Source organism: Kribbella sp. NPDC002412, assembly GCF_053592935.1.
The window spans coordinates 54,234-79,229 of record NZ_JBSFBL010000006.1; the positions used below are offsets into that span (position 1 = coordinate 54,234).

At 70.2% G+C, this 24,996-nt stretch carries 20 protein-coding genes; 7 read left to right on the plus strand and 13 right to left on the minus strand.

The window, feature by feature from the left end; genetic code table 11:
- Positions 1-95: 95 nt before the first annotated feature.
- Positions 96-590: a DUF402 domain-containing protein gene (locus ACWCOV_RS06755; protein WP_449828255.1), complete on the plus strand. Its 495-nt coding sequence runs from the start codon at positions 96-98 to the stop codon at positions 588-590.
- Here ACWCOV_RS06755 and ACWCOV_RS06760 read toward each other — a convergent pair.
- Entirely contained in the window at positions 569-2,077 is a 1,509-nt protein-coding gene (locus ACWCOV_RS06760; protein ID WP_449828256.1) for an alpha/beta hydrolase, read from the minus strand. The genes ACWCOV_RS06755 and ACWCOV_RS06760 overlap by 22 nt on opposite strands.
- A 121-nt stretch (positions 2,078-2,198) precedes the next feature.
- On the opposite strand from ACWCOV_RS06760, the gene ACWCOV_RS06765 reads away from it, so the two are divergent.
- Both ACWCOV_RS06765 and ACWCOV_RS06770 read left to right on the plus strand, forming a co-directional pair.
- Complete coding sequence (locus ACWCOV_RS06765; protein ID WP_449828257.1) at positions 2,199-4,100, plus strand: Na+/H+ antiporter; 1,902 nt, start codon at positions 2,199-2,201, stop codon at positions 4,098-4,100.
- Positions 4,100-4,516 (plus strand): HIT family protein, encoded by a 417-nt coding sequence (locus ACWCOV_RS06770; protein WP_449828258.1) that lies wholly within the window; start codon positions 4,100-4,102, stop codon positions 4,514-4,516. The genes ACWCOV_RS06765 and ACWCOV_RS06770 overlap by 1 nt, the downstream gene beginning before the upstream one ends.
- 61 nt (positions 4,517-4,577) lie before the next feature.
- On the opposite strand, the gene ACWCOV_RS06775 is transcribed toward ACWCOV_RS06770, so the two are convergent.
- The 8 genes from ACWCOV_RS06775 to ACWCOV_RS06810 all read right to left on the minus strand — a co-directional run bounded on the left by ACWCOV_RS06775 (position 4,578) and on the right by ACWCOV_RS06810 (position 20,213).
- Positions 4,578-6,224: an alkaline phosphatase D family protein gene (locus ACWCOV_RS06775; RefSeq protein WP_449828259.1), complete on the minus strand. Its 1,647-nt coding sequence runs from the start codon at positions 6,222-6,224 to the stop codon at positions 4,578-4,580.
- A gap of 100 nt (positions 6,225-6,324) precedes the next feature.
- On the minus strand, positions 6,325-6,876 hold the full coding sequence (locus ACWCOV_RS06780; protein WP_449828260.1) for a HEAT repeat domain-containing protein: 552 nt from the start codon (positions 6,874-6,876) through the stop codon (positions 6,325-6,327).
- Positions 6,877-6,961: 85 nt separating this feature from the next.
- A complete protein-coding gene (acnA, locus tag ACWCOV_RS06785; RefSeq protein WP_449828261.1) occupies positions 6,962-9,739 on the minus strand; it encodes an aconitate hydratase AcnA in 2,778 nt (925 codons plus the stop codon).
- A 186-nt stretch (positions 9,740-9,925) separates the two neighbouring features.
- Positions 9,926-11,161 carry a Fic family protein gene (locus ACWCOV_RS06790; RefSeq protein ID WP_449828262.1) on the minus strand — a complete coding sequence of 412 codons (1,236 nt, stop codon included), beginning with the start codon at positions 11,159-11,161 and terminating at the stop codon, positions 9,926-9,928.
- A gap of 88 nt (positions 11,162-11,249) precedes the next feature.
- On the minus strand, positions 11,250-12,182 hold the full coding sequence (locus ACWCOV_RS06795) for an LLM class F420-dependent oxidoreductase (RefSeq protein ID WP_449828263.1): 933 nt from the start codon (positions 12,180-12,182) through the stop codon (positions 11,250-11,252).
- Positions 12,183-12,192: 10 nt separating this feature from the next.
- Positions 12,193-16,953: a hypothetical protein gene (locus ACWCOV_RS06800; RefSeq protein WP_449828264.1), complete on the minus strand. Its 4,761-nt coding sequence runs from the start codon at positions 16,951-16,953 to the stop codon at positions 12,193-12,195.
- Positions 16,954-17,016: 63 nt separating this feature from the next.
- A complete protein-coding gene (locus ACWCOV_RS06805) occupies positions 17,017-18,186 on the minus strand; it encodes a class I SAM-dependent RNA methyltransferase (protein WP_449828265.1) in 1,170 nt (389 codons plus the stop codon).
- Complete coding sequence (locus ACWCOV_RS06810; RefSeq protein WP_449828266.1) at positions 18,183-20,213, minus strand: APC family permease; 2,031 nt, start codon at positions 20,211-20,213, stop codon at positions 18,183-18,185. Before ACWCOV_RS06810 ends, ACWCOV_RS06805 begins: the two co-directional genes overlap by 4 nt.
- Positions 20,214-20,307: 94 nt before the next feature.
- On the opposite strand from ACWCOV_RS06810, the gene ACWCOV_RS06815 reads away from it, so the two are divergent.
- Positions 20,308-20,970 (plus strand): potassium channel family protein, encoded by a 663-nt coding sequence (locus ACWCOV_RS06815; protein WP_449828267.1) that lies wholly within the window; start codon positions 20,308-20,310, stop codon positions 20,968-20,970.
- Positions 20,970-21,644 (plus strand): potassium channel family protein, encoded by a 675-nt coding sequence (locus ACWCOV_RS06820; RefSeq protein WP_449828268.1) that lies wholly within the window; start codon positions 20,970-20,972, stop codon positions 21,642-21,644. Before ACWCOV_RS06815 ends, ACWCOV_RS06820 begins: the two co-directional genes overlap by 1 nt.
- A 43-nt stretch (positions 21,645-21,687) precedes the next feature.
- Here the strand turns inward: ACWCOV_RS06820 and ACWCOV_RS06825 are convergent, their stop codons facing one another.
- From ACWCOV_RS06825 to dut, 4 genes are all read right to left on the minus strand, one after another.
- Positions 21,688-22,506, minus strand: a complete 819-nt coding sequence (locus ACWCOV_RS06825; RefSeq protein WP_449828269.1) for a DUF3159 domain-containing protein — start codon at positions 22,504-22,506, stop codon at positions 21,688-21,690.
- Complete coding sequence (locus tag ACWCOV_RS06830) at positions 22,499-22,888, minus strand: OB-fold nucleic acid binding domain-containing protein (RefSeq protein WP_449828270.1); 390 nt, start codon at positions 22,886-22,888, stop codon at positions 22,499-22,501. The genes ACWCOV_RS06825 and ACWCOV_RS06830 overlap by 8 nt, the downstream gene beginning before the upstream one ends.
- A gap of 17 nt (positions 22,889-22,905) precedes the next feature.
- The gene (locus ACWCOV_RS06835; RefSeq protein ID WP_449828271.1) at positions 22,906-23,553 is read right to left on the minus strand and encodes a DUF3710 domain-containing protein; all 648 of its coding nucleotides are present in this window, start codon (positions 23,551-23,553) and stop codon (positions 22,906-22,908) included.
- A gap of 82 nt (positions 23,554-23,635) precedes the next feature.
- On the minus strand, positions 23,636-24,088 hold the full coding sequence (gene dut / locus ACWCOV_RS06840) for a dUTP diphosphatase (protein ID WP_449828272.1): 453 nt from the start codon (positions 24,086-24,088) through the stop codon (positions 23,636-23,638).
- A 53-nt stretch (positions 24,089-24,141) separates the two neighbouring features.
- Between dut and ACWCOV_RS06845 the strand changes: the two genes are divergently transcribed.
- Both ACWCOV_RS06845 and ACWCOV_RS06850 read left to right on the plus strand, forming a co-directional pair.
- The gene (locus tag ACWCOV_RS06845) at positions 24,142-24,597 is read left to right on the plus strand and encodes a DUF3093 domain-containing protein (protein WP_449828273.1); all 456 of its coding nucleotides are present in this window, start codon (positions 24,142-24,144) and stop codon (positions 24,595-24,597) included.
- 29 nt (positions 24,598-24,626) lie between these two features.
- On the plus strand, positions 24,627-24,959 hold the full coding sequence (locus ACWCOV_RS06850) for a DUF4235 domain-containing protein (protein ID WP_449828274.1): 333 nt from the start codon (positions 24,627-24,629) through the stop codon (positions 24,957-24,959).
- Positions 24,960-24,996 lie beyond the last annotated feature (37 nt).

Genomic DNA, 24,996 nt, shown 5'->3' on the forward strand with positions numbered 1-24,996 from the left:
CGACGGGTCATCCTCGTCGACGCACCCCGTCCAGGTCCACGAAACTGCAGCAACCTGCAATTCGTGTAACACCCGCGCGGGATAGGTTCTGGGGCATGCGTGATGTCCGGGTGGTGTATCGGAAGTACGACGAGGGGCTGCATTGGCATCAGTGGATGCGGTATCTGGGTGAGGACGAGTACGGTGTTTGGCTCGGTGCGCCGCCGCAGTCGGTGTCGCAGCGTGGGGACGAACCGGAAGTCGTGCAGGAGCAGGCGCACGTGCAACTGTTTCCGCGGGACCAGTGGTTCACGGCGATGTTCAACGACGAGCCGCGGTCGACGGAGATCTACTGCGACATCACCACGCCGGTGGAGTTCGGCGAGGACGTGTTCACGATGATCGACCTCGACCTGGACGTCATCAAGAAGCGCGACGGCACGGTCATCATCGACGACGAGGACGAGTTCGCCGAGCACCAGGTGAAGTACGGCTATCCGGCCGACGTGATCCAGACCGCGCGGGCGACGTGCGACTGGCTGGCCGGCGTGGTCGCGACCGAGGAGCCGTTCCTCAGCGTCTACAAGACCTACCTCGACAGGGTGCGGTGAACACTCAGCGAGGTGTCCTTCAGCAGTAGGGCGCCGGGCAGGAGTCCGCGCTGGCCGGCGAACATGTCGGCGACCGGGGTGACGGTGAGGTAGAGGTTCTTCCCCGCCGGTACGTCGACCGCGATCGCCGGCAGCTCGATCGACCGGCGCTCCCCCCTCAGCACCCGCTGCTCGCGTAGCGGCATCGTGTTGTTCTGCACGACCTTCGCGGTCAACGGGTTCGTTCCGACGCTCAGGGCGAAGAAGGCTCCCGCGTCCGGCAGCACCGTGTAGACGCGGGCGTCCAGGCGCGGTACGCCGGACACCGTCAGCGGACCGGTGGCGACCTTGAGGTTGAGCGGCAGGCCGGCGCCGGTCGGTGTCAGGATCTTGCCGAGCTTGTAGCGGGCGTTGGCCTTCAGGTTCTGTTGCGTCAGGCAACGCCCGTCCGCGGTCGCCAGGTGGTAGGCGCCGTACCCGGACAGAGCCGTTGTCTTGCCCAGCAGTTTCGTGGACATGAACCGCAGCGCGAGGCCGGAGAAGCTCGCCGAGCCGAGCGCGATCGAGCACGGGTCCCCTGGGATGGCGTACCCCGGCGGCAGCACGCTCGGGAGGGTGTGACCGCCGTTGTAGCCGACGAAGATCGACCGCGCCCGCGCCCGCGGGGTCAGGGCCCGTTCGAAGTTGGCCAGCCCTTGGTTGAGGTTGAACAGGTTGTCCGAGATCCCCTGCCCGAACAGCACCGGGATATCTAGCCTCCGTCCCTGCGCGACATGCCACGCGGGTCCATTGCGAGCGAAGAACTCGTCCAGGTCCCGCCCAGCCTTCCCCGGCGGCCAGGCTCCAGTTGCGATCAGTACGACGAACGCCGCCGAGACGGCCGGTGGCAGGTGCGTGCCACCACCCGCGTACAGCAGCGAGAGCCACATCGTCCGGGCCGCCTCGTCCGGCGCGAGGCTCTGCTTCAGGTCCCACCAGGTCACCTCGGGTGCCAGCGCGTCGAATCGCGTGCGCCCGCTGTCGCGTAGCTCGGTGAACGCGCCGGCGAACTGGAACCCACCGCCGTACGACCCACCGATCGCGCCGAGCAACGGGTCACCAGGCCCTTGCTTCGTCACCCAGTCCAGCCCGGCGACCAGGTCGACGAGCTTGACCACGTCGCGACCCTCGTAGTCGGGGTTCATCACGTGCGCGACGCCGGTGCTCTCGCCGAAGCTGCGCTGGTCGAAGCTCAGGACGCCGAAGCCCGCGTCGAGCCAGGTCTTGAACGCGGCCGGGTCCTTGGTCCGGCTGCCGCCCCAGCCGTGGCTGTGCATGATCATCGGGACGGTGTGCGACGCGGAAGCGCCGGCCGGCTTGAACAGCGAGTAGCAGATCTTGACCGGTGTCGTCGTACCGGGCTCCGGCACCGACTCCAGGCAACCAGAGCCGGCTGCGGCCGGCAGCGCGACCAGCGAGGAACCGAGCAAACCGAGCGCTCCGGCAAGTGCAGCCACACGACGATGCATCAGTCACTCCCCGTGATCGACGGATCCCGCTGCGCACACGCTAGACGACCGCGGCGACGCTGACCAGATCCCGGCTTCGCTGTGGGCGAACGAGGCGCCGGAAGCTGCGAGACTGTGCCTCGTGCATATCGCGATCGAGGTCGTGGCCCTCGTCGCCGTGGTCGCGGCCGGGGCCGCGCTGGCCCGGCGGCTCGGGATCTCGGCTCCTCTCCTGCTCGTCGTCCTCGGGGTCGCCGCGTCGTACCTCCCGTTCGTCCCCCGGGTCGAGCTCGAGCCCGAGGTGGTCCTGGTCGGCTTCCTGCCGCCACTGCTGTACGCCGCCGCGATCCGGACCAGCCTGGTCGACTTCACCAAGCACCGGCGCTCGATCGGGCTGCTGTCGGTCGGCCTGGTCGCGTTCACCACGCTCGGTGTCGGCGCGGTCGCGTACTGGCTGCTCGGCACCGTCGCCGAGGCGCAGGGCCAGGAGCCGTTGCCGTTGTGGGCCGCGTTCGCGATCGGCGCCGTGGTCGCGCCGCCGGACGCCGTCGCCGCGACCGCGATCGCCAAGCGGGTCGGTCTCCCCCGCCGCGTGGTCACGATCCTCGAGGGCGAGAGCCTGGTCAACGACGCGACCGCGCTGGTCTGCCTGCGGACCGCGATCGCGGCCGCAGCCGTCACACCGACGGTCCTGGACGTCGGCCTCGACTTCCTCCTGGCGGCCGGCGGCGGCCTGGTGGTCGGCCTCGTCGTGGCGATCCTGCTGGCGAAGATCCGCAAGCGGTTCACCGACCCGGTCCTCGACACCACGCTCAGCCTGACCGCGCCCTTCATCGCCTACATCGCCGCGGAAGAGATCCATGCCTCCGGCGTCCTCGCCGTCGTCGTCGCCGGCCTGATCCTCGGCCACAAGGCGCCGATCATCCAGTCGGCCAAGTCCCGGATGTCGGAGCGGACCAACTGGCGGACGTTCCAGTTCCTGCTGGAGAACACGGTCTTCCTGCTGATCGGGTTGCAGACCCGGTGGATCCTCGACGACCTCGCCGACAGCCCGTTGCCCGGGTGGCTGATCGCGGCCTCGACGATCGCGGTGTTCCTGGCCGTCGTCCTGCTCCGGCCGATCTGGGTCATCCCGACCACGTTCCTGTCCCGGAAGATCCTCGGCCGGTCGCGGCCCGGACCGGTGTCCTGGCAGAGCCTGGTCGTCGTCTCGTGGGCCGGGATGCGCGGCGTGGTCACGCTGGCGGCGGTGTTCACGCTGCCCGAGGACACCCCGCATCGCGAGGTGCTCGTCTTCATCGCGCTGGCCGTGACGGCGGGCACGCTGCTGGTCCAGGGGTCGACGCTTCCCTGGTTGGTACGGCGACTGCGCCTGCCCGGGCCGGATCCGGCGGAGGATGCGTTGCAGGAGGCCGCCGTACTGCAAGGTGCTCACCGGGCGGCGATGGAGAAGCTGGACGAGGTGTCCACTCCGGACGACCCGCCGATCGTGCTCAAGGTGCTCCGGCAGCGCGGCGAGTCGCGGGCGCAGGCGGCCTGGGAGCGGCTCGGGCGACCGGAGACCGAGTACGAGACGCCGAGTGAGGCGTACCGGCGGCTGCGGATGGAGATGCTGGAGGCCGAGCGTGCGCACATCCTGAAGGTGCGGGACGCGGGTCTGGTGGCCGACGAGGTGCTGCAGCGCGCGCAGATCGCGCTCGACGTCGAGGAGTCGATGCTCGATCGCGAGGAGGACGACGACGTCGGTGGGCGGTCGGAGGACCTGCGGGTGCCGCCGTCCGCTGCCGGTGCGTGCGAGCACCTCGAGAGCGCCCCGCTGGTGCTGACGCCGAACACGCCGGAGGGTTGCGAGGAGTGTCTGGCCACGGGCGGCACGTGGGTGCACCTGCGGCTCTGCCTCGGCTGCGGGCACGTCGGCTGCTGCGACTCGTCGCCGATGAAGCACGCCAGCAAGCACTACGCGCTGACCAAGCACCCGGTGATGCGGAGCTTCGAGCCGGGTGAGACTTGGCGCTGGTGCTTCGAGGACGAGAAGCTTGGCTGATGGCCGACTGTCTGTTCTGCTCCATCATCGCCGGGTCCACGCCGGCCCAGATCGTGCTCGACACCCCGGAGGTCGTCGGGTTCCTCGACGTACGGCCGGTGTTCAAGGGGCACACGCTGCTGGTACCGCGGCAGCATGTTCCGACGCTGGTTGAGCTGCCTGATGAGCTGACGGTGCCGTTGTTCGGTGCGGCACGGTCGGTGGCCGCGGCCGTGCGTACGGCGTTCGACGCGCAAGGGTCGTTCGTTGCTGTCAACAACGTGGTGTCGCAGTCCGTGCCGCATCTTCATGTCCACGTGGTGCCGCGGACGAAGGGCGACGGACTGCGCGGGTTCTTCTGGCCACGCACCAAGTACACCGACGACACCGAAGCCTCCGAATACGCCGGCAAACTCCGCGCCGCCCTGGCGGGTTAGCACACCGACGCGAGCTGGTGAGCCCGGGGGCGCGGGCTCACCAACGTGTTTGGTTGGGCTGCTACGGGCGGGCTGTCTCCCAAGCCACCGTGTCGTCTGCGGTGGCCGCCAAGGTGCGGGTGGTTGCGGTGGCTGGTGGGTTGTCGGCGGTTAGGTTGAGGCCGGGGTTGCGGTCTTCGATGGTGAACTGGGCTCGGGTGAAGACCTCGGCGTCCTTGGTCTGGACGGCGCGGACCGTGCGGAAGTCGGCTACCAGGGACTCGCGGGTGATCGTGGTGTTCACGTAGCCGCGGAGGTTGTTCTGGAAGCGGAGGTGCGGGTTCCAGGCGAACCACGGGTGTGAGCCGGTCGCGGAGTCGGCGCCGTCGCCGCCGCTGGTGATCGAGGAGCAGACGAGCTCCGAGCCGACCGTGCGCGACGTCGGGTCGTCGTAGTCGAGCTTCAGGTCCGCGACCCAGTGGGCGTGCACGTCGCCGGTGAGTACGACGGGGTTCCGGACCCGGGCGTCGACCCAGCCACGGGTGATGCGGTCGCGGGAAGCGACGTACCCGTCCCAGGAGTCCATCGACGTCACCTTGAGCGGGCCGGAGTTGTTGTCGCGCTGCGCGAAGAACACCTGCTGACCGATGATGTCCCAGCGCGCCTCGGACCGGCGGAAGCCGTCGATCAGCCACTTCTCCTGGCGCTCGCCGGTGATCGACCGCTTCGGGTCGACCGCGGCCGGGCAGTCCTTGTAGCCGTCGCCACAGCCCTGGTCGTCGCGGTACTGCCGGGTGTCGAGCATGTGGAACGTCGCCAGCTCACCCCACTTCACCCGACGGAAGAGCTGCATGTCGATCCCCCGCGGCTTCGACGAGGCGCGCAGCGGCATGTTCTCGTAGTACGCCTGGAACGCGGCCGCGCGACGAGCCAGGAACCCGTCCTCGGGCCGCTCCGGGGTCTCGTCGGCCCAGTTGTTGTCGAGCTCGTGGTCGTCCCAGACCACCAGCCAGGGCGCGACCGCGTGCGCGGCCTGCAGGTCCGGGTCGGTCTTGTACTGCGCATGCCGCTGCCGGTACGACGCCAGGTCGGTGGTCTCCGGTCCGTCGTGGTCACGGACGTTGCCGCCGGGAGCGACGTACGCGCCCTTGGTGTACTCGTACTGGTAGTCGCCCAGGTGCAGCACGAGATCCGGGTGATCCTGGGCGAGCCGCCGGTACGCCGTGAACCAGCCGTGCTCGAACTGGGAGCACGAGACGAACGACATCGACAGTTCGCGCGGCGTCGTACCGCGGGCGGGCGAGGTCAGGGTCCGGCCGGTGCGGGAGACGTACCCGTCGGCGCGGAAGCGGTAGTAGTACTCGCGGCCGGGCTCGAGGTCCTGCACGGTGACGTGGATGGCGTGCGCGTGCTCGGGCCGGGCGACCGCGACACCGGCCTTGACGACGCGGTGGAAGCGCGAGTCGGTGGCGACCTGCCACTGGACGGCGTACGCGCGGCTCGGCATGCCGCCGAGGCCGTCCGGGGCGATCGGGTCGACGGCGAGGCGGGTCCACAGCACGAACCCGTCCGGCCACGGGTCGCCGCTGGCGATGCCGAGGGTGAACGGGTTCTGCCGGACCGGCGTCGCGGCGGCGGTGGTCGAGGGGGCGAGGGCGGGGGTCAGGCCGGCGACGGCCGCAGTGGAAGCCAGACCGGCTTTCAGGACGGATCTACGGGAGGTCTCCATGCGCCCGACCGTTCCCGTCAAGAATGTGCGGCCGCTGACATCCAGATGGCCACTGGGTGACGGCGACGAACTTTTACCGTCCGGGAGACTCGGCTTGTCGCTAGTGGAGGCTGCGGTCCAGCCTGGTCTCCAGCCGGGCGAGCGCCTTCTCGGCGGCGGCACGAACAGTGTGGTCTGGGTCGTTGAGGAGCTCCTGCAACGCCTCGGCGTGCTCGGCCTCGCCGGCCGCACCCACCGCCCGGGCAGTGGCCGACCGAACCCGGGGCAGCTCGTAGGTCAGCCCAGGGAGCAACGCGTCGACCAGTTGGCCAAGCTCCCGCTGAGCGGTGACCCGCGCGACGTGCTCACGCACCCGCCACGCCGGGTCGTCGGCGGCGATCAGCAGGGCGTCGACCGCATCGTCGCGCCACACATACAGAAAGACCCGGGCCGCCCACACGCGCGCCCAGTAGAAGTTGACCGGATCGAGCTTCGCCCACCCGCCAACGGTCGGCCCGACCAGCCACCTCAGCCTGCCGACCTCCGTGGTGAACGCCTCCTCCGGGCTCACCTCACCGGTCAGTACGGCGATCGCGAAGTCGATCACCGCATCCTCGCCGTACCGCGCGCACGCCTCGAGCACGATCTCGCGCGGTGGCTGCCTGTCGGTCATGACACCAGTAAAGCTGCGGCCACCGACACTGCTGGAAATGCAGGAGCCGGCCGGGTTGACCCCGACCGGCTCCTCACGTGGTGTATCAGCCCGCGATCAGCGACCGCAGGACGTACTGCAGGATGCCGCCGTTGCGGTAGTAGTCGGCCTCACCCGGGGTGTCGATGCGGACCACCGCGTCGAACTCCTTCTCCGAGCCGTCGGGCGAGGTGGCCTTGACGTGCACGGTGCGCGGGATCGTGCCCTCGTTCAGCTCGGTCACGCCGGAGATGTCGAACGTCTCCTCGCCGGTCAGGCCGAGCGACTCCGCGGTCTCCCCCTCCGGGTACTGCAGCGGGAGCACGCCCATGCCGATCAGGTTCGACCGGTGGATCCGCTCGAACGACTCCGTGATCACGGCCTTCGCGCCGAGCAGCGCCGTACCCTTGGCTGCCCAGTCGCGGGACGAACCCGAGCCGTACTCCTTGCCGGCCAGGATCACCAGCGGCGTGCCGGCCGCGGCGTACGCCTGCGCGGCGTCGTAGATCGTGGTGACCGGCGCGTCGGCCTGGGTGAAGTCGCGGGTGAACCCGCCCTCGGTGCCGGGCGCGATCTGGTTGCGGAGCCGGATGTTCGCGAACGTGCCGCGGATCATCACCTCGTGGTTGCCGCGCCGCGACCCGTACGAGTTGAAGTCCTTGCGCGCCACACCGTGCTCGGCCAGGTACTTGCCGGCCGGGCTGTCGGCCTTGATCGAGCCGGCCGGGGAGATGTGGTCGGTGGTGACCGAGTCGCCCAGCTTGGCCAGCACCCGGGCGCCGGCGATGTCGGTGACCGGGGCCGGCTCGTGCGCCATCCCCTCGAAGTACGGAGGCTTGCGCACGTACGTCGACTCCGGGTCCCAGGCGAACGTCTTGCCCTCCGGGGTCGGCAGCGACTGCCAGCGCTCGTCACCGGCGAACACGTCGGCGTAGTCCTTGGTGAACATCTCCTTGCTGATCGAGGAGGCGATCGTCCGCTCCACCTCGTCGGCGCTCGGCCAGATGTCGCGCAGGAACACGTCGTTGCCGTCGGTGTCCTTGCCCAGGGCATCGGTCTCGAAGTCGAAGTCCATCGTCCCGGCCAGCGCGTAGGCGATCACCAGCGGCGGGCTCGCCAGGTAGTTCATCTTGACGTCCGGGTTGATCCGGCCCTCGAAGTTCCGGTTGCCGGACAGCACCGAGACGACCGCCAGGTCGGCCTCCTGGACGCCGGCCGAGATCGGCTCCGGCAGCGGGCCGGAGTTGCCGATGCAGGTGGTGCACCCGTACCCGACCAGGTGGAACCCGAGCTTCTCCAGGTACGGCGTGACGCCGGCCTTCTCGTAGTAGTCGGTGACGACCTTCGACCCGGGCGCGAGCGACGTCTTCACCCACGGCTTCGACGCCAGGCCCTTGTCGACCGCGTTCTTGGCCAGCAGCGCGGCGGCCAGCATCACCGACGGGTTCGACGTGTTGGTGCAGGAGGTGATGCTGGCGATCACGACGTGGCCGTGGTCGAGCTCGATCTCCTGGCCGTCCAGGCTGACCGTGGTCTTCTTCGACGGACGCCCCTTGCTGCCGTGCGGCACGTGCGGCTCGTCGTTCACGTTGCTGCCGTGGCCGTTCGGCGCGTCGCTGGCCGGGAAGCTCCCGGTCTCCGACGGGTCGACGTCCAGCTCCTCGGTCGCGTAGTCGGTCAGCGCGCCGCGGAAGGCTTCCTTGGCCTCGCTCAGCTCGACCCGGTCCTGCGGCCGCTTCGGGCCCGCGATCGACGGGACGACGGTCGACAGGTCGAGCTCGAGGTACTCCGAGTAGCGCGGCTCGATCGCCGGGTTGTGCCAGAGGCCCTGCTCCTTGCTGTACGCCTCGACCAGCGCGACGTCGTCGTCGGAGCGGCCGGTCAGCCGCAGGTACTCCAGCGTCACGTCGTCGATCGGGAAGATCGCGCAGGTGGAGCCGAACTCGGGGCTCATGTTGCCGATCGTGGCCCGGTTCGCCAGCGGCACCGCGGCCACGCCGTCGCCGTAGAACTCGACGAACTTGCCGACCACACCGTGCTTGCGCAGCATCTGGGTGATGGTCAGCACGACGTCTGTCGCGGTCGCGCCGGCCGGGACCGCGCCGGACAGCTTGAAGCCGACCACCTTCGGGATCAGCATCGACACCGGCTGGCCGAGCATGGCCGCCTCGGCCTCGATCCCGCCGACGCCCCAGCCGAGCACGCCGAGGCCGTTGACCATCGTGGTGTGCGAGTCGGTGCCGACACAGGTGTCCGGGTACGCCTGGCCGTTGCGGACCATCACGGTCCGGGCCAGGTGCTCGATGTTCACCTGGTGCACGATGCCGGTGCCGGGCGGAACGACCTTGAACTCGTCGAAGGCGGTCTGGCCCCAGCGAAGGAACTGGTAGCGCTCACGGTTGCGCTGGTACTCGAGCTCGACGTTGCGCTCGAACGCGTCCTGCCGGCCGAACACGTCGATGATGACCGAGTGGTCGATGACCAACTCGGCCGGAGCCAGCGGGTTGATCTTGGTCGGGTCGCCACCGAGCTCCGCGACCGCCTCGCGCATCGTGGCCAGGTCGACCACGCACGGCACCCCGGTGAAGTCCTGCATGATCACCCGGGCCGGGGTGAACTGGATCTCGGTGTCGGGCGCCGCGTTGGCGTCCCAGTTGCCGAGCTTGGTGATGTGCTCGGCGGTGATGTTCGCACCGTCCTCGGTGCGCAGCAGGTTCTCCAGCAGCACCTTGAGCGAGTAGGGCAGCGTCTCCGCACCCTCGATACCCGCCAACCTGAAGATCTCGTACGACTGTCCGTTGACCTCGAGTGCCCCCTTGGCACCGAAGCTGTCGACGCTCGCCATCAACCTGCTCCTCTATCCGGTCCAGTTCCGCTGTGCCCATCCTGCCGAGCCCCGCCCCCGGCCGCGAGATCAGGCTCCCCTAACCTCACACCACAAACTCTCTCGACATCAAGATACACGACATCGAGCCACCCCAGCACCCCAACTTCCCGACTGTGGACAACCCGCCGGTACTGGAGACTCGGGTCAGCGCATTGCTGCTTCGATCCTGGCCGCGAGGTCGTCCAGTTCGTCCAGCAGATCGGCTGCTCCCCAGACCTGATTTCTCGTCCGGTTCGTCAGCGGGCGGATGATCCCGGCTTCATGGAGTCGCTCGATCCCGGCGTACACACTGCTCGTCGCGCCACCGATGGCTTCCTCGGCCTCGCTCGCCGAGAAGATCGGCGCCGCGATCAGGCCCTCGAGCAAGCGGGACGCCGCACTGCCACGCCGGGCAGCAACCTTCTCGCGCCAAGCCGGCTGCAACGCGGCGATCCTCGCCGCGGTCACCCGTGACTCCCGCGCGGCAACGGTGGATGCCGCGGTGAACGACCGGATGATCGGCTCGACCCTGCCCTCGCGATATGCACCCAGTACGTCGAAGTAGTCGTCGCGCCGCGCCACGAGCGCGGAGGCCAACGGGACGACCACGCGCCGGGTGGTTCCGCGGCGACGCAGCACCGTGTTGATGAGCGCGCGGCCGATCCGGCCGTTGCCGTCGGTGAAGGGATGCACGGACTCGAACTGCGCGTGCAGGATCGCCGCCTGAGCAAGCACCGGCAGGTCGGTGCGGTTGCCGAACTTCACGAGGTCGGCCACATATTCAGCCACCGTCTCCGGCGGCGGTGGCACGTAGACCGCGTTCCGCGGTGAGTGGTCGCTGCCGCCGATCCAGTTCTGCATGTCGCGGAACCGGCCCGCGTACGCATGCTCGTGCGGGTCGTCGACCATCAGGGCCAGGTGGGCCATCAGGATCATCGCGACCTCGATGTCCCCGCCCTCGTCGACCGAACCGACCAGCGCGGCCAGCGCAGCAGTGGACGCGACCATCGAGGTCGCCGACGGGTTCGACTTGATGCCGTGCAGCGCCCTGGCGAAATCGTCGACCGATGCGTGGATGTGCTCGATCTTCGACGAGGCGACCGACTCGGTTCGCAGCAGGAGCGTCTCGAGTACGCCGAGCTCGGCACCGTGCGAGTGGTCGAGCGCGGCGATCTCGATCACACACGCTTCCATGGCGGCGGCCAACTCCGGACTCAGCCGTACGTCGCGATCCCCGATCAACGGTGGTCGCATCGTCACGACTTCGGTGACCATGCGGTCGGCCGCCGTACCGCCTCGGGCGCGCTGGCGCCACGGGCGGACGTCGGGCACGTGCGCCGACCAGCCCGGATCCGGACTGCCTTTCTCCGGATCCGGGCTGTCGATTCGCTCGGACGTCACCGGGTTGCCTCCAAGTCGGAACTACTCGGCTTTATTCCGACTTAGGCAGTCTAACTCGGAATAACGCTCTCGTTGTTCCGACTTGCCCTCAGGAGACCTGGGGAAGGACCTCGGCGGCGATGAGGTCGAGGTGGGTGAGGTCTTGGAGGTCCATGATTTGGACGTACTGGCGTTGGGAGCCGGCGGCGGCGAACTGGCCGAGGCGGTCCACGACCTCGGCGGGGGTGCCGGCGATGGCGTTCTGCTTGAGGTCCTCGACGTCGCGGCCGATGGCGGCGGCGCGTTGCTTGACCTGGGCGTCGTCCTTGCCGACCACGACGGTGTGGGCGGTGGACAGCGCCAGCGTCTGCGGGTCGCGGCCGATCGCGTCACAGGCCGCGCGGACGCGCTTGAACAGCGTCTCGGTCTCCTCGACCGAGCGGAACCCGGCGTTGAACTCGGCCGCGTGCTGCGCCGCGAGGGACGGCGTACGCTTCTTGCCCGCGCCGCCGATGATGATCGGCGGGTGCGGCTGCTGGACCGGCTTCGGCAGCGCCGGCGAGTCGGTCAGCTGGTAGTGCTTGCCGGCGTACCCGTACTTCTCCCCCACCGGCGTGTCCCACAGCCCGGTGATCAGCTCCAGCTGCTCGGTCAGCAGGTCGAACCGGCCGGGCGTGTCCGGGAAGTCCAGGCCGTACGCCTTGTGCTCCGCCTCGTACCAGCCGGCGCCCAGCCCGAGCTCGGCGCGGCCGCCGCTCATCTGGTCGACCTGCGCGACCGAGATCGCCAGCACGCCGGGGTTGCGGAACGTGGCCGAGCTGACCAGCGTGCCGAGTTTGATCCGGCTCGTCTCCCGGGCCAGGCCGGCGAGCGTGATCCACGAGTCGGTAGGTCCGGGCAGGCCGTCGTGGTCGCCCATCACCAGGTAGTGGTCCGACCGGAAGAACGCGTCGAAACCGTTCTCCTCGGTCTTGCGTGCCACCGCGAGCAGATCGTCGTACGAGGCACCTTGCTGGGGTTCGGTGAAGATCCTGAGAAGCATGCGGACCACGCTATCTCGCGGTGGTGTACAGCCTTTCCAGGTAAGACGGCTGCCACTCGGGACCGCGGTCGTGCAGACGCCGTACCAAGCCGTGCACGTCGAGCCGCGGCTCCACCGGGTTGTCCCACCAGTCGGGCACCTGGTCGTACCACCGGTCGATCCGCAACGTCCGGCCGGCCGCGTCGATCCGTGCGAACAACCAGCCGCCCTGGTCGCCGGCCGCCTCGGTGATCCACAGGTCGCCGAGCAGACCGCTGAGCTTGTCGGCGGCGAACTCCGGATCGTCCACCTCCGGCGGCTCCAGGTCGAACCGGTACGACGGCGCCGCCGGGTCGAGCACCTGGACCTGAATCGTGAACCCGGACGGAACGAGCGCAGTCCGCGCCCGGCACCACGCATGCAGGGCCTCGAACGCCTCCGACTCCCGAGGCCGCGGCCGCGGGCGCTCCACCTCGGCCCGCATCGCCTCCTCGATCGACCCCGGCACCGGCTGAATCCGCGGCCCGTCGGCCCCGACCAGACCCAGCCCTGGAATAGACATCCGAACCACAGCGGCTACATCGGCCGGCTCATCCCCGATCACAGGAATGAAGCTGGTGGGCTCGTCATCATCCGCGTCGAGCGCAAACCCGGCGGCCGCGTAGGCCGCCTGCGCATCCGCGGCTTCCTGCCGATTGGCGTCCTCGTCATACGGCGCCCCGAACTCGTCCGAGTCGTCGTACTGCCGCCGAGCTGCATGGACGTCGTCGTACGGCTCCTCCGCCTGCGCCGCGTCCTCGTACGCCGACTCCCACCGACCCGCCTGCGCGAAGTCGTCGTACCGCTCCGCGTCCGCCTGCGTCGGGTCGCCGTACAGCGCATCCGCCCGGGCCGAGTCGCGGAAGGTCGACTCCTGCCGAGCCGCCTGCCCCGAATCGTCGTACGACGGCCCCGCGGGGCCGTCGTGCAGCGCATCCGGCTGCGTCGGGTCGCCGTACGCCTGCTCGCGGCGGGCTGCCTCTGTGCCGACGTCGTACGGGGATTCCTGCGTCCTCCCGCCGAACGGCGAGTCTGCCCGAGCCGCCTGCGTGGCACCGTCGTACGCCGCATCCGCCTGCCGTGCGTCGTCGTACGCCGACTCGCGCTGGGTCGTCTGCGCCGCACCGCCGAACGGCGACTCTCCCCCCGCGGCCTGGGTAGCACCGTCGTACGCCGCACCCGCCTGCGTTGGGGCGGGGTGGTGGGGGTGGGTGTTCAGAGGGTCGTGGTGAGCCGCGGGCGCCACGTGGGTGGTGGGCTCGGGGCGGGGCATGGGGTCCGGCTGTGGGGACGGTTCGGGCTCCGGCCAGGGCATCGGCTCGGGGGTTGGTTCCGGCTGTGGCTCGGGTTCTGGCCAGGGGCCGGGCTCAGGCTCGGGCTCGGGCTCCGGCTGCGGAGTGGGCTCCGGGGTCGGCTCCGGCGTGGGCTGGGGCTCAGGTTCCGGCCACGGCTCAGGCTCCGGACCGGGGCCAGGAATCGGCCCCGGCATCGGCTCAGGCGTCGGCTCCGGCCGGATCGGGTCGGGGCCCGGGGTCGGCTGCGGGCCTGGTGTCGGGCCGGGGCCTGGCGTGGGGCCGGGGCCGGGCGTGGGCTCGGGACCGGGCGTTGGCTCGGGGTGCGGGGCCGGCTCGCGGTGAGGGTCGGGCTGGGGCCAGGGCGGATGCGGGTCGGGTTGGGGCCACGGCTCGGGGCGGGGTTGTGGCCAGGGCTGCGGTTGAGGGTGAGGCTCAACCTGACCTCTAGCCGCCGGCGCCGTACCGAAGACCTCATCCTCTTCAGCATCCGGATCCGGCACGTCGAAGCGCAACGCAGGCACAGCCGACCCCACCTGCCCAGCAGCCTCCACGACCTGCTCGGCAGCCGGAGGCTCGTCCGACACGACCGGGATCTCCGCAGTCAGATCATCCTCGGACTCGTCGAACTGCGCGCCAGGTACGCCGGAGTCGTACGACCCATCCCCGTCCTGCGCCACCGCCTCGCCAGCCCGCTCCGCCCGGCCATGCGCCTCGTCAAGCCGACCGCCGGCATGGCCGAGCTGCACGGTCGGCCCACCGAGGCCAGCATCAGCCCGGTCATCGTGCGCGGTCGGCTCGCGGCGGCCAGCGTCCGCCTGGTCAACGCGCGCGGCCGGCTCGTGAAGGCCGGCGTCTGCCCGGCCGAACTGCACCGCCTGCTGGTCGCGGCCAGCGTCATCCGAGTCAACGTTCGCCGTTGGCCGGTGGAGGTCAGCGTCGAGTTGGTCGGAGTGCGCAGTTGGGTGCTGGGCTGCGGGCTCGTCGGGGCGCGTGGTGGGAGGCGCTGGTGCAGTCGCGGTAGGACCGTGGTGGTTGGTGGGCTCAAGCGTGTCGAGGCGGTCGGCGAAGCGGGCTGCGGGCTCGATGGTGAGGCCTGGCGGCACGGGCGCGTCGCCGGTGGAGGCTCCGGGGCGGGCGGTGGGCTCGTCGGCGCGGTTGGACGGACCAGGCGCCGCATCCATGGAGGGTCCGGGGCGTGACCTGGGGTCGTCGGGCCGGCTGGGTGAGGCGTCGGTGTAGCCGGCGGGCTCCGGCGGGTGGCTGTCGGTCTGGTCGGGGCGGCCGATTGGACCGGAGGGTCTGTCCACCGGGGTGCTCGGATGGGTGCCGAGAGCGGGCGGGCCTTCGGCTGGGGGCGGGCGGTGGTCGGTGGGCCTGGGCTGCCGCTCGGCGGGGGTGTTGAGGCGGGCGGCGGGAGCTGGGAGGTCGTCGGCGGGGGGTGCGGGGTGCTCGGTGGGGGGTGCGGGGTGCTCGGTGGGGGTTACTGGGGCGAAGGGGGATGGGCCGGTGAAGGAGGACAGGTCCTCTTCGTCGTCGGTGGGGTCGAGGACGGCGGCGATTTCGGCGGTGGGGGCGTCGTCGTCTTCGAGGTCCGGGGGTGCCGCGGCCGTGGCGGGGTCCGGGGCGGGGAGGAATGGGTTTTGGAGGGCTGGCTCTGGTGCCGGCGGGAAGGCGGTGGAGTTCTCGGGGCCGGGAGCCGACGGGGCGAACGGCGAGGAGACATCCGCGCCGGACGGGTGCGAGCCAGGCTCGCGGGTGGTGGGCGGCTGGGCACCCGGCTGGTGCAGGGCGGACGGCTGATGCAGGGCGGACGGCTGCGCACCCGGCTCACGGGTCGCAGACGGCTGGGCACCCGGCGGGTGCAGGGCGGACGGCTGCGCACCCGGCTCACGGGTGGCAGACGGCTGGGCACCCGGCTGGTGTGGGGCGGACGGCTGGGGGCCGGGCTCGCGGGTCGCAGACGGCTGGGCACCCGACGGGTGCGGGGCGGACGGCTGGGGGCCGGGCTCACGGGTCGCAGACGGCTGGGCACCCGGCTGATGCAGGGCAGACGGCTGAGCGCCGGGAGCGTGGGTGTCGGGAGCGTGGGTGCCAGGGGTGGTCGTTGCGTGGGGGGTGGGGGTGTTCGGGGAGGGTGTCTCGGAGTTGGGGGGTTCTACCCATTCGCCGTTGATCCAGGCGCCGCCTACCCAGGGGTTGGCTGGGGTGGGGTCTCCGGGGAAGGGGTTGTACTCGCTGGTGGCGTCTTCGTCGGACCAGGAGGGTTGTTCGGTGGTTTCCCAGTCCTGTTCGTCGGCGGGGGCGGCGGGCTGCTGGTAGGCGGCTGCGGGGGCGTCGGCGAAGAGGCTGGCGTAGAAGTCTTCGCCTTCGTGGACTCCGCCGCCTACTCGAGGCGGCTCGGACGAGGGCAGGGCGCCGTACGGGAGGCCGGAGCCGACGACGCCGTCCGGGACGAAGGCGCCGGGGGCAGGACCGCCCGGCGTGGCACCCCCGGGAAACCCCGAGGCAGTCGCGCCCTGCTCGCCGGCCGGGGCGGCGTCGGGGGCGTCGTCGTGTTTCCGGCGGCGGAGCCAGCCTTGCTTCTTGGAGACCACGCCGTAGTCGTCGTCGCGCGCGGGCGCCCGGTACGGCGCCTGCTCGGAGTAGGGCCCCGGTTCGGCATAAGCAGGCCCGGCCGCCGATTCGTCGATCGGCTGGCCGGTGAACGGGCTGATGCCGGGCGGAACGACGTACGACTCCTCGTCCTCAGGGTCCTCGGGTGCTCCAATCACGACATCTTCAACGACCGAGACCTCGGCTGTGTCAGGCTCGTCGGCCAACTGTTCTGCGACTGCAAGGTTGAAGTCCCCGGCCGCGGCCACCCCGGCGGGCAGGTCCGGCTGCACCGGCGAGCGCGGATCGATCCCGAAAATGCCGAAGAACTCCGCCAAGGAATCCACAGTGACCCCGGCCCGGATCAGCTGCACCCCGAACGGCACCAGCTCGTCGAGTCCGCCGAGGTAGTCGCACCACTCGGCGACCCACTCGACCATCTCCGCGGCAGTGTCCTCGTCGGAGGTGATCCACTGCCCGATCGGCGCGAACCCGTCGTCGGCCGGCTGCCAAGGATCTCCGGGGTACGGCGCCCGCGCCCACGTCCCGTTGAACGCGCCGTACACGAACCCGAGCTCGCCCGCCGCGATCAGCTGCCGCACCTGGGGCTGGCCGATCCAGTCCGGCGAGCCCGCGAGCAGGTCCGCCCCGGCGGTCTGGCTGTGCTGGGTGTGGAACCCGAACAGCACCGCCCGCCCGCCGTCCAGGCGGACCAGGTTCAGGAAGGACGCAGTCTCGTCCTGATGGTGGTAGCCCGCCTCGTCGGCGTACCAGCGCCGGTCGAACCCGGTGGCATGGGCGACCGCGGCGAGTGCGGCCCAGCGGGCACGCAACTCCTCCGGGTCGTCCAGGTCAACGAGCGGCATCAGGTCTCCAGCGCATTGGAATCCAGGGCCAGAACGCTACCCGAGCCCCCCGACACTCGCGACTCAACTGTCCACAGGCTCCAAAATGGCCACGCACTCAATGTGGTGGGTCATCCCGAACAAGTCGAAAGCCCGCAGCGACGCGATCCCGTACCCGAGGCCGGCGAAGGACTTCAGGTCCCGGGCCAGGGCGGCCGGATCGCAGGCCACGTACGCGACCCGACGCGGGGTCAGCGCCGCGATCCGCCGTACGACGTCCTTCCCGGCGCCCGTCCGTGGTGGGTCCAGGACGACGAGGTCCACGTGCTCGAGCCCCTGTCCCGCGGCCGCGTTCAGCACACGGTCGACGTCACCGGTCTCGAGCGTCACGTCCGGCAGGTCGTGCAGGTTCCGCCGTGCGTTGCGCACCGCGTCCTTGTCCCCCTCGATGGCCAGCACCGGGCACCCAGCCTCAGCCAGGAAGGCAGCAAACAGCCCCACACCCGAGTAGAGATCCAGCGCCGTCTCCCCCGCCGCCGGCTCCAGTCCACTCAGTACGGCGTCCACCAGCGTCTCCGGAGCCGCCGGATGCACCTGCCAGAACCCGCCGGCCTCCACGCGGAACCGCCGACCGCGCACAACCTCGACGACACGTCCACCAGGCGCCTCGTCGGTCAGTACGGCGGTCTTGCCCTCCGACGACACCACGGACTGCACAGACGTGACGTCCGGCCACCGCTCCCCCAGCACATCGGGGCTGTCCGGGTGCGCGATCAGGCACCTGTCGATCTTGATCAGGTCGTGCGACCGGTGCGCGTACATCCCGGGCCGCCCGTCGACCACGGCGTACCGCATCCGGGTCCGCCAGCCGAGGCCGTCGTCGCCCGGCGACTCCATCACGATCGTGCGCTCGATCCCGCCGATCCGCCGCAGCGTGTCCGAGACCACGGTCGCCTTCAGCCGCCGTTGCTCGACGATGTTGGCGTGCTGGAAGTCGCACCCACCGCACAGCCCCGGCCCGGCGTACGGGCAGGGCGGATCGATCCGTTGCGGCGACGGCGTCAGGACCTGTACGGCGTCGGCACGCAGGTACTTGGCGTTCTGCTCGGTCACGCGGGCGTGGACCAGCTCACCCGGCAGCGCGTGCCGGACGAAGACCACCTGCCCCTCGTGCCTGGCTACACAGTGTCCCCCGTGGGCAACTGGCCCCACTTCCAGCTCGACTACCGTCCCGACGATGTTCTCGTCTGTCACCGATCTCCTGACGCCTTGCGGGCTCCACGCCGTACCTGGCCTGCCACCCGTTCCTCCCGGTCGTGCCGCTCCTCGGCTGCCTGCGACGAGATCAGCTGGTAAGGAACGGACGTAACCATCACACCAGGTGTGAACAAAAGGCGCCCCTTGAGCCGGAGTGCGCTCTGGTTGTGCAGGATGTGCTCCCACCAGTGGCCGACGACGTACTCGGGGATGTAGACCATCACCACGTCCCGCGGGGACTGCCGCCGGATGTCCCGCACGTACTGCAGGATCGGCCGGGTGATCTCCCGGTACGGCGAGGCCAGCCGCTTCAGCGGAATCGGGATGCCACGGCGGTCCCACTCGGCCTGCAGCGCCTCGGACTCCTCCCGGTCGACGTCGACCGTGACCGCCTCGAGCATGTACGGCCGGGCCGCCTTGGCGAAGGCCAGCGCCCGCAGGGTCGGCTTGTGCAGCTTCGACACCAGCACGATCGAGTGCACCCGCGACGGCAGCATCAGCTGTTCGTCGCCCTCGGCCGCCATCTGCTTGCTGACCGCGTTGTAGTGCCGGCGGATGCCCTTCATCATCAGGAACAGCACCGCCATCGCGATGATCGCGATGTACGCGCCGTGGGTGAACTTGGTCAGCAGCACGATCACCAGCACGACGCCGGTCATGGTCAGGCCGATCGTGTTGATGATCCGGGACCGGTGCATCTGCCGCCTCCTCGCCCCGTCGGTCTCGGTCTTCAGCAAGCGCGTCCAGTGCCGGACCATGCCGGTCTGGCTGATCGTGAACGACACGAACACGCCGACGATGTAGAGCTGGATCAGCCGGGTCACCTCGGCGTCGAAGGCGACGATCAGGAAGATCGCGAACAGGGCCAGGATGATGATGCCGTTGCTGAACGCGAGCCGGTCACCGCGGGTGTGCAGCTGGCGCGGCAGGTAGCCGTCGCGGGCCAGGATCGAGCCGAGCACCGGGAAGCCGTTGAACGCGGTGTTCGCGGCCAGCACCAGGATGACGCCGGTGGCCGCCGCGACCAGGTAGAAGCCGAGCGAGAAGTGGTCGAAGATCCCCTGCGCCAGCTGCCCGATGACCGGGTCCTGGTGGTAGCTGTCCCCGACCGGTACGCCGTTCCGCAGCAGCTGGTGCGCCGGGTCCTCGGCGAACCGCACCTTCATCACGTTGGCCAGCGCCACGACGCTGATCATCATCGCGATCGAGATACAGCCCAGCAGCAGCAGCGTGGTCGCCGCGTTCTTGCTCTTCGGCTTCCGGAAGGCCGGCACGCCGTTGCTGATCGCCTCGACACCGGTCAGCGCCGCGCACCCGGAAGAGAACGCCCGCAGCACCAGGAACCCCATCGCCAGGCCACCCGCGCCCTGGACGAACGGGTCCTCGGCGACGAGGTCCAGGCCGGCGGTCTCGGCCGGCGGCAGCGTCCCGAACACCATCCGCCCGAACCCGAACGCGGCCATCCCGAGGATCGTGACCATGAAGATGTACGTCGGGATGGCGAACGCCGCCCCGGACTCGCGGATACCGCGCAGATTCATCGTGGTCAGGAACAGCACCGCGATCACCGCCGCGGTCGCCTGGTGCCCTTCCAGCGACGGGATCGCGGAGGCGGCGTACTGCGCGGCCGACGAGATCGACACCGCCACAGTCAGCACGTAGTCGACCAGCAGCGCGCTGGCCACAGTCAGGCCGGCGGTCGGCCCGAGGTTGACGTTCGCCACCTCGTAGTCGCCACCACCCGACGGGTACGCGTGCACGTTCTGCCGGTACGACGCCACCACGACGAGCATCACCAGGGCGACGACGATGGCGACCTTCCAGGAGATCGTCAGCGCGGTCAGGCCGGCCAGCGACAGCGTCAGGAAGATCTCGTCGGGCGCGTAGGCGACCGATGACAGCGCGTCGCTGGCGAACACCGGCAGGGCGATGCGCTTGGGCAGCAGCGTCTCACCCAACTGGGTGCTTCGCAGTTTGCGGCCGAGCAGCAGCCGTTTGCCGATATCGCCGAGAGCGGGAGTCACACCGGTGATGTTAGAGGGAGCCCCGGTCCGGTGTAGCGTCTATCCCTGCCGAACCGATGCCAGTGGCCCCTCGCGGGGCAAGGAGTGAAGCCGAGTGCACGTCGTCATCATGGGCTGCGGCCGCGTCGGGTCGACGCTCGCGCGGACCCTGGAGAAGCGGGGCCACACGGTCGCGATCATCGACCAGTCCGCCGACTCGTTCCGCCGGCTGAGCCCGAACTTCACCGGCCGGACCATCACCGGCATGGGGTTCGACCGCGAGATCCTGATCGAGGCCGGGATCGAGGAGGCCGAGGCGTTCGCCGCGGTGTCCAACGGCGACAACTCCAACATCCTGGCCGCCCGGGTGGCCCGGGAGACGTTCGGCGTGAACAACGTGGTGGCCCGGATCTACGACCCGGGCCGCGCCGAGGTGTACCAGCGGCTCGGCATCCCCACCGTCGGCACCGTGCGCTGGACCGTGGACCAGATGATGCGCCGGCTGCTCCCGGAGGGCTCCGAGCCGGAGTGGCGCGACCCGTCCGGCACGGCCCGGCTGGCCGAGGTGCACGTGCACTCCGGCTGGGTCGGCCGGCCCGCGTTCGACATCGAGAAGGCCACCGGTGCCCGGGTCGCGTTCCTGACCCGGCTGGGCGAGGGTCTGCTGCCCAAGGCCGACACGGTCATCCAGGAGGGTGACCTGGTCCACGTCGTGATGCTGGAACGGGACGCCGCCGCCGTCGAGTCCCAGCTCGGCACCAAGCCTGAGGAGCTGTGATGCGGGTAGCCATCGCCGGCGCCGGCAACGTCGGCCGTTCGATCGCCGCCGAGCTGCTGGAGAACGGCCACGAGGTGCTGCTGATCGACAAGGACCCGCGGGCGATCAAGGCCGAGTCGGTGCCGCGGGCCGAGTGGCTGCTGGCCGACGCCTGCGAGCTGTCCTCGCTGGAGGAGGCGGCGCTGCAGCGTTGCCAGGTCGCGATCGCCAGCACCGGCGACGACAAGGTCAACCTGGTCGTCTCGCTGCTCGCCAAGACCGAGTTCGGCGTCCCGCGGACCGTTGCCCGGGTCAACCACCCGCGGAACGAGTGGATGTTCAACGAGGCCTGGGGTGTGGACGTGTCGGTGTCCACGCCGCGGATCATGTCCGCCCTGGTCGAGGAGGCGGTCTCGGTCGGCGACCTGGTCCGGCTGTTCACCTTCCGCCAGGGCGACGCGAACCTGGTCGAGCTGACCCTGCCCGAGGACTCCCCGATGATCGGCAAGCGGGTCGGCGACGTCGACTGGCCGCTGGACACCGCGCTGGTGGTGATCCTGCGCGAGGGCCGGGTACTGCGCCCGGACCCCGAAGGCACCCTCGAGCTCAACGATGAACTGCTGTTCGTCGCGGCCGACGAGACCGAGGAACAGCTCGAGGACATGCTCTCGCCGCACCACCGCAAGTCGGAATGAACGAAGCGCCCGGGGACTCCCCGGGCGCTTCGTCTTCGACGACCTACTTCTTGTTGCCGCGCAGCAGGTGCGTGACGTGGTCGCGGGCCTCGTCCCACTTGTCCTGCGGCAGCGATCCACGCAGTACGGCGTACGCGAGCCAGAGCGCGAGCGCGTAGAACGGGAGCCCGAGGCCGATCTTCGCGATGCCGAGCGCGTTCAGGCTGCCGGTGAAGTACAGCGGCACCTGCACGATCAGCCGGATCGCGAACAGGCCGACGAACACCATCGTGGCCCGGGAGAACCCGCGCAGCATGGCCGGATCCTTGCGCCACGCCGTGCCGGTCTGGGTGATCACGCCGTACAGGACGCCGAACAGCGGCCAGCGGATCAGCACGGTGATCAGGTAGACAGCGCCGTACCCGAGGTTGGTGAGCAGGCCGGGGACGTAGAAGTCCTTGGCGTTGCCGGTGCGGTTCGCGACCCAGGCCGAGATCAGCACGCCGACGAAGCCGCCGAACACGTTCCGCAGCGGTTGCCGGCGGAGCAGGCGCAGTACGGCGATCGCGGCCGCACCGCCGATCGCGACCATCAGCGCGAGCCGCAGGTTGTGGTCGCTGGCCGCGTAGACGATCAGGAACGCGATCCAGGGCAGCCCGATGTCGAGCAGGGCGCCCCAGCCGCCGAGGGCGTGGAAGAAGTCCTTGTCACTCGACGGCGACTTCGCCTTGGTCTCGTCGCTGGTCAGCTCCGCCTCGGCCGCCTCGACCTCCGGACGCAGCATCTCGACGAGCTGCTCGTCGAGATGATCGTCCAGTTGCTTGCGCAGGCCCGACTCGGCCTGCTCGTCGTCGTCGACCTGGTCGCGCCGCGGCTCAGCCATGCGCTGCCTGCGGACGCAGCTCGTAGCGCGGGTTGAACATCACCCGGTCGCCGTCCACCACACCGATCCGCCCGGAGGCGATCAGCTCGGACCCCGGGTGGATCCCGGCGATCTTGCGCCGGCCGAGCCAGATCAGCTTGACCGTGCCGGTTCCGTCGTACAACTCGCCCTCCAAGGCAGGTACGCCGCCGCGCGGGCTGAACGTGATCGTGCGCAGCGTGCCGAACAGGGTGACCAGCTCCCGGTCGTGGCAGCCGGTGATCGACCGCGCGCCACAGTCCTGCGCGAAGTCCCGGAGGACCTCGGCGTCCTGCTGCTCGCGGTCGCCGGCCAAGCCCCGGAAGGCACGCCGCAACAGCCCCGCGGGTTTGTCGCTACCCATGCTTCGAGTGTAGTCCGTCAGGCTTCGGCTTCGGGAGCTGGCTGAGCGCCCGGCGGCAGCCGCAACGGCAGCGACTCACGCACGGCCATCGGCTCGCTGCCGCGGACCACGATGGTGCTACGCAGCGTCTCCTCCATCGGCGGCGCCGCGTCCGGCTCGACGGCGGCCCGGCCGAGCACGGTCGCCCGGAGCAGCCAGCGCGGCCCGTCCACACCGATCACCCGCGAGGTCTGGCTGAAGATCTGGCCGTCCGGGTCCTCGACCGGCACGACGAGCACCAGCTCGGTGCCGAACGGGCCCTCGGTCTCGGTCGCGGTCCCGCCCATCCGGCTCGCCTCGGCGGCGATCTCCCGCCGTACCTCGGTCCAGATGCCGCTGGTCTTCGGCGCCGCGAACGCGCGCAGCTCGAGAGCGGAGTCCTCCAGCACCAGCAGGATCGCCTGCACCTGGCCGGACTGCTCGTCGACCTGCAGCCGCAGCTCCATGCCGGGCCGGCCGCTGATCACGAGGGCGCCGAGGTCGATCCGGTCCTCGGCCTCCAGCACCTCGGCGTCGACCTCGGTGGAGTCGAACGGGCCCTCCGCGCGGGGTTCCGGCGTCGCGTCCTCGGCCGCCTCGTCGGCGATCCCGGGCTCCTCGTTCTTTGCCTTGCGGCGGAAGATCACAGCCTCTTGCCTACTTCCTGGTTCTTGAATTCCTACAGCCGCCGTAGTCTCGCGCATCCGTCAGGTCAACGGACGCACCTGATCAGCGTGTCACACCACCGAAGCCGCCGGTCGAGCCGTACCCCCCGTCGCCGCGGGCCGACCCCGGCAACGTGGCCACCTCGACGAACCGGGCCTTCTCCACCCGCTGGATCACCAGCTGCGCGATCCGGTCGCCGCGCCGCAGGGTGACCTCGGCGTGCGGGTCCAGGTTCACCAGGCAGACCTTGACCTCGCCGCGGTAGCCCGCGTCGACAGTGCCCGGGGCGTTGACGATCGAAACGCCGTGCTTGGCGGCCAGCCCCGAGCGCGGGTGCACGAAGGCGGCGAAGCCGTCCTGCAGCGCGATCGCGATCCCGGTGCCGACCAGGCCGCGCTCGCCGGGCTTGAGAGTGATGTCGCTCGCCGCCACCAGGTCCGCGCCGGCGTCGCCGGGATGCGCGTACGACGGCAGCGGGAGGTCGGGGTCGAGTCGCTGGATCAAAACCTCGGTCACGGGAGGCGACCCTACCGACCCGCCTGCGCCGGCCACGTGCCAGGCTGGTCCTCGTGGGTAGCTATCGCGAACGCCTGAGCGTGCCGGTGTCCTGGTGGATCATCGCCACCGCCTTGGTCATCACGCTGTTCGTCATCACCTACGTGCCGGTCGGGAGCTTCGGCGGCGCCTTCGTCGGCGGCCTGGCCGCGCTCCTGGTGGTCCTCTTCTTCCTGCAGTACGGCGCCGCGGTGGTCGAGGTGGACGGCGAACGGCTCCGGGCCGGGCGGGCCGTGATCGGCCGGGCCCACCTCGGCAAGGTCGAGGCGCTGACCGGGGACGACGCCCGGCACGCGTTCGGGCGGGACTGCGACCCGAAGGCGTACCTGCTGCTGCGCAGCTACGTGCGGGGCGCGGTCCGGGTCGAGATCACCGATCCGCGCGACCCGGCGCCGTACTGGGTGATCGCGACGCGGCACCCGGACAGGTTGGCAGCGGCCCTGACGGGGAACAGCGTGGCAAGATCCTGATGTCGGGGACTTGCCGTTAGGAGGCTGTTGTGGTCGGAGCGAAGATCGGCTGGAAGCTGGTGCTGGCCGCGTTCACGCTGGTCGTGGGCCTGGTCGCGAACAAGGCGGTCAGTACGGCCTGGAAGCTCGGCTCGGGCGGGAAGCCGCCGAAGGGCGGCCAGGGCGGCTACGCCGAGGTGGTGACGTGGGCGGTCGCGAGTGGAGCCGCGGCGGCTGCCGCGAAGCTGTTCGCCGAGCGGCGGGCGGCGGCGTACTGGCTGAAGTCCACGGGGTACGCACCCCCGGGCTACGAGCAGGACGCGGTCAACGGGGTGCTGGTGAAGGGCACGGACACCGCCCTGAGCAAGAAACAAGACGACTAAGACCCCACCTGACTCTGCTTCTGGCGGGGCGATGGGT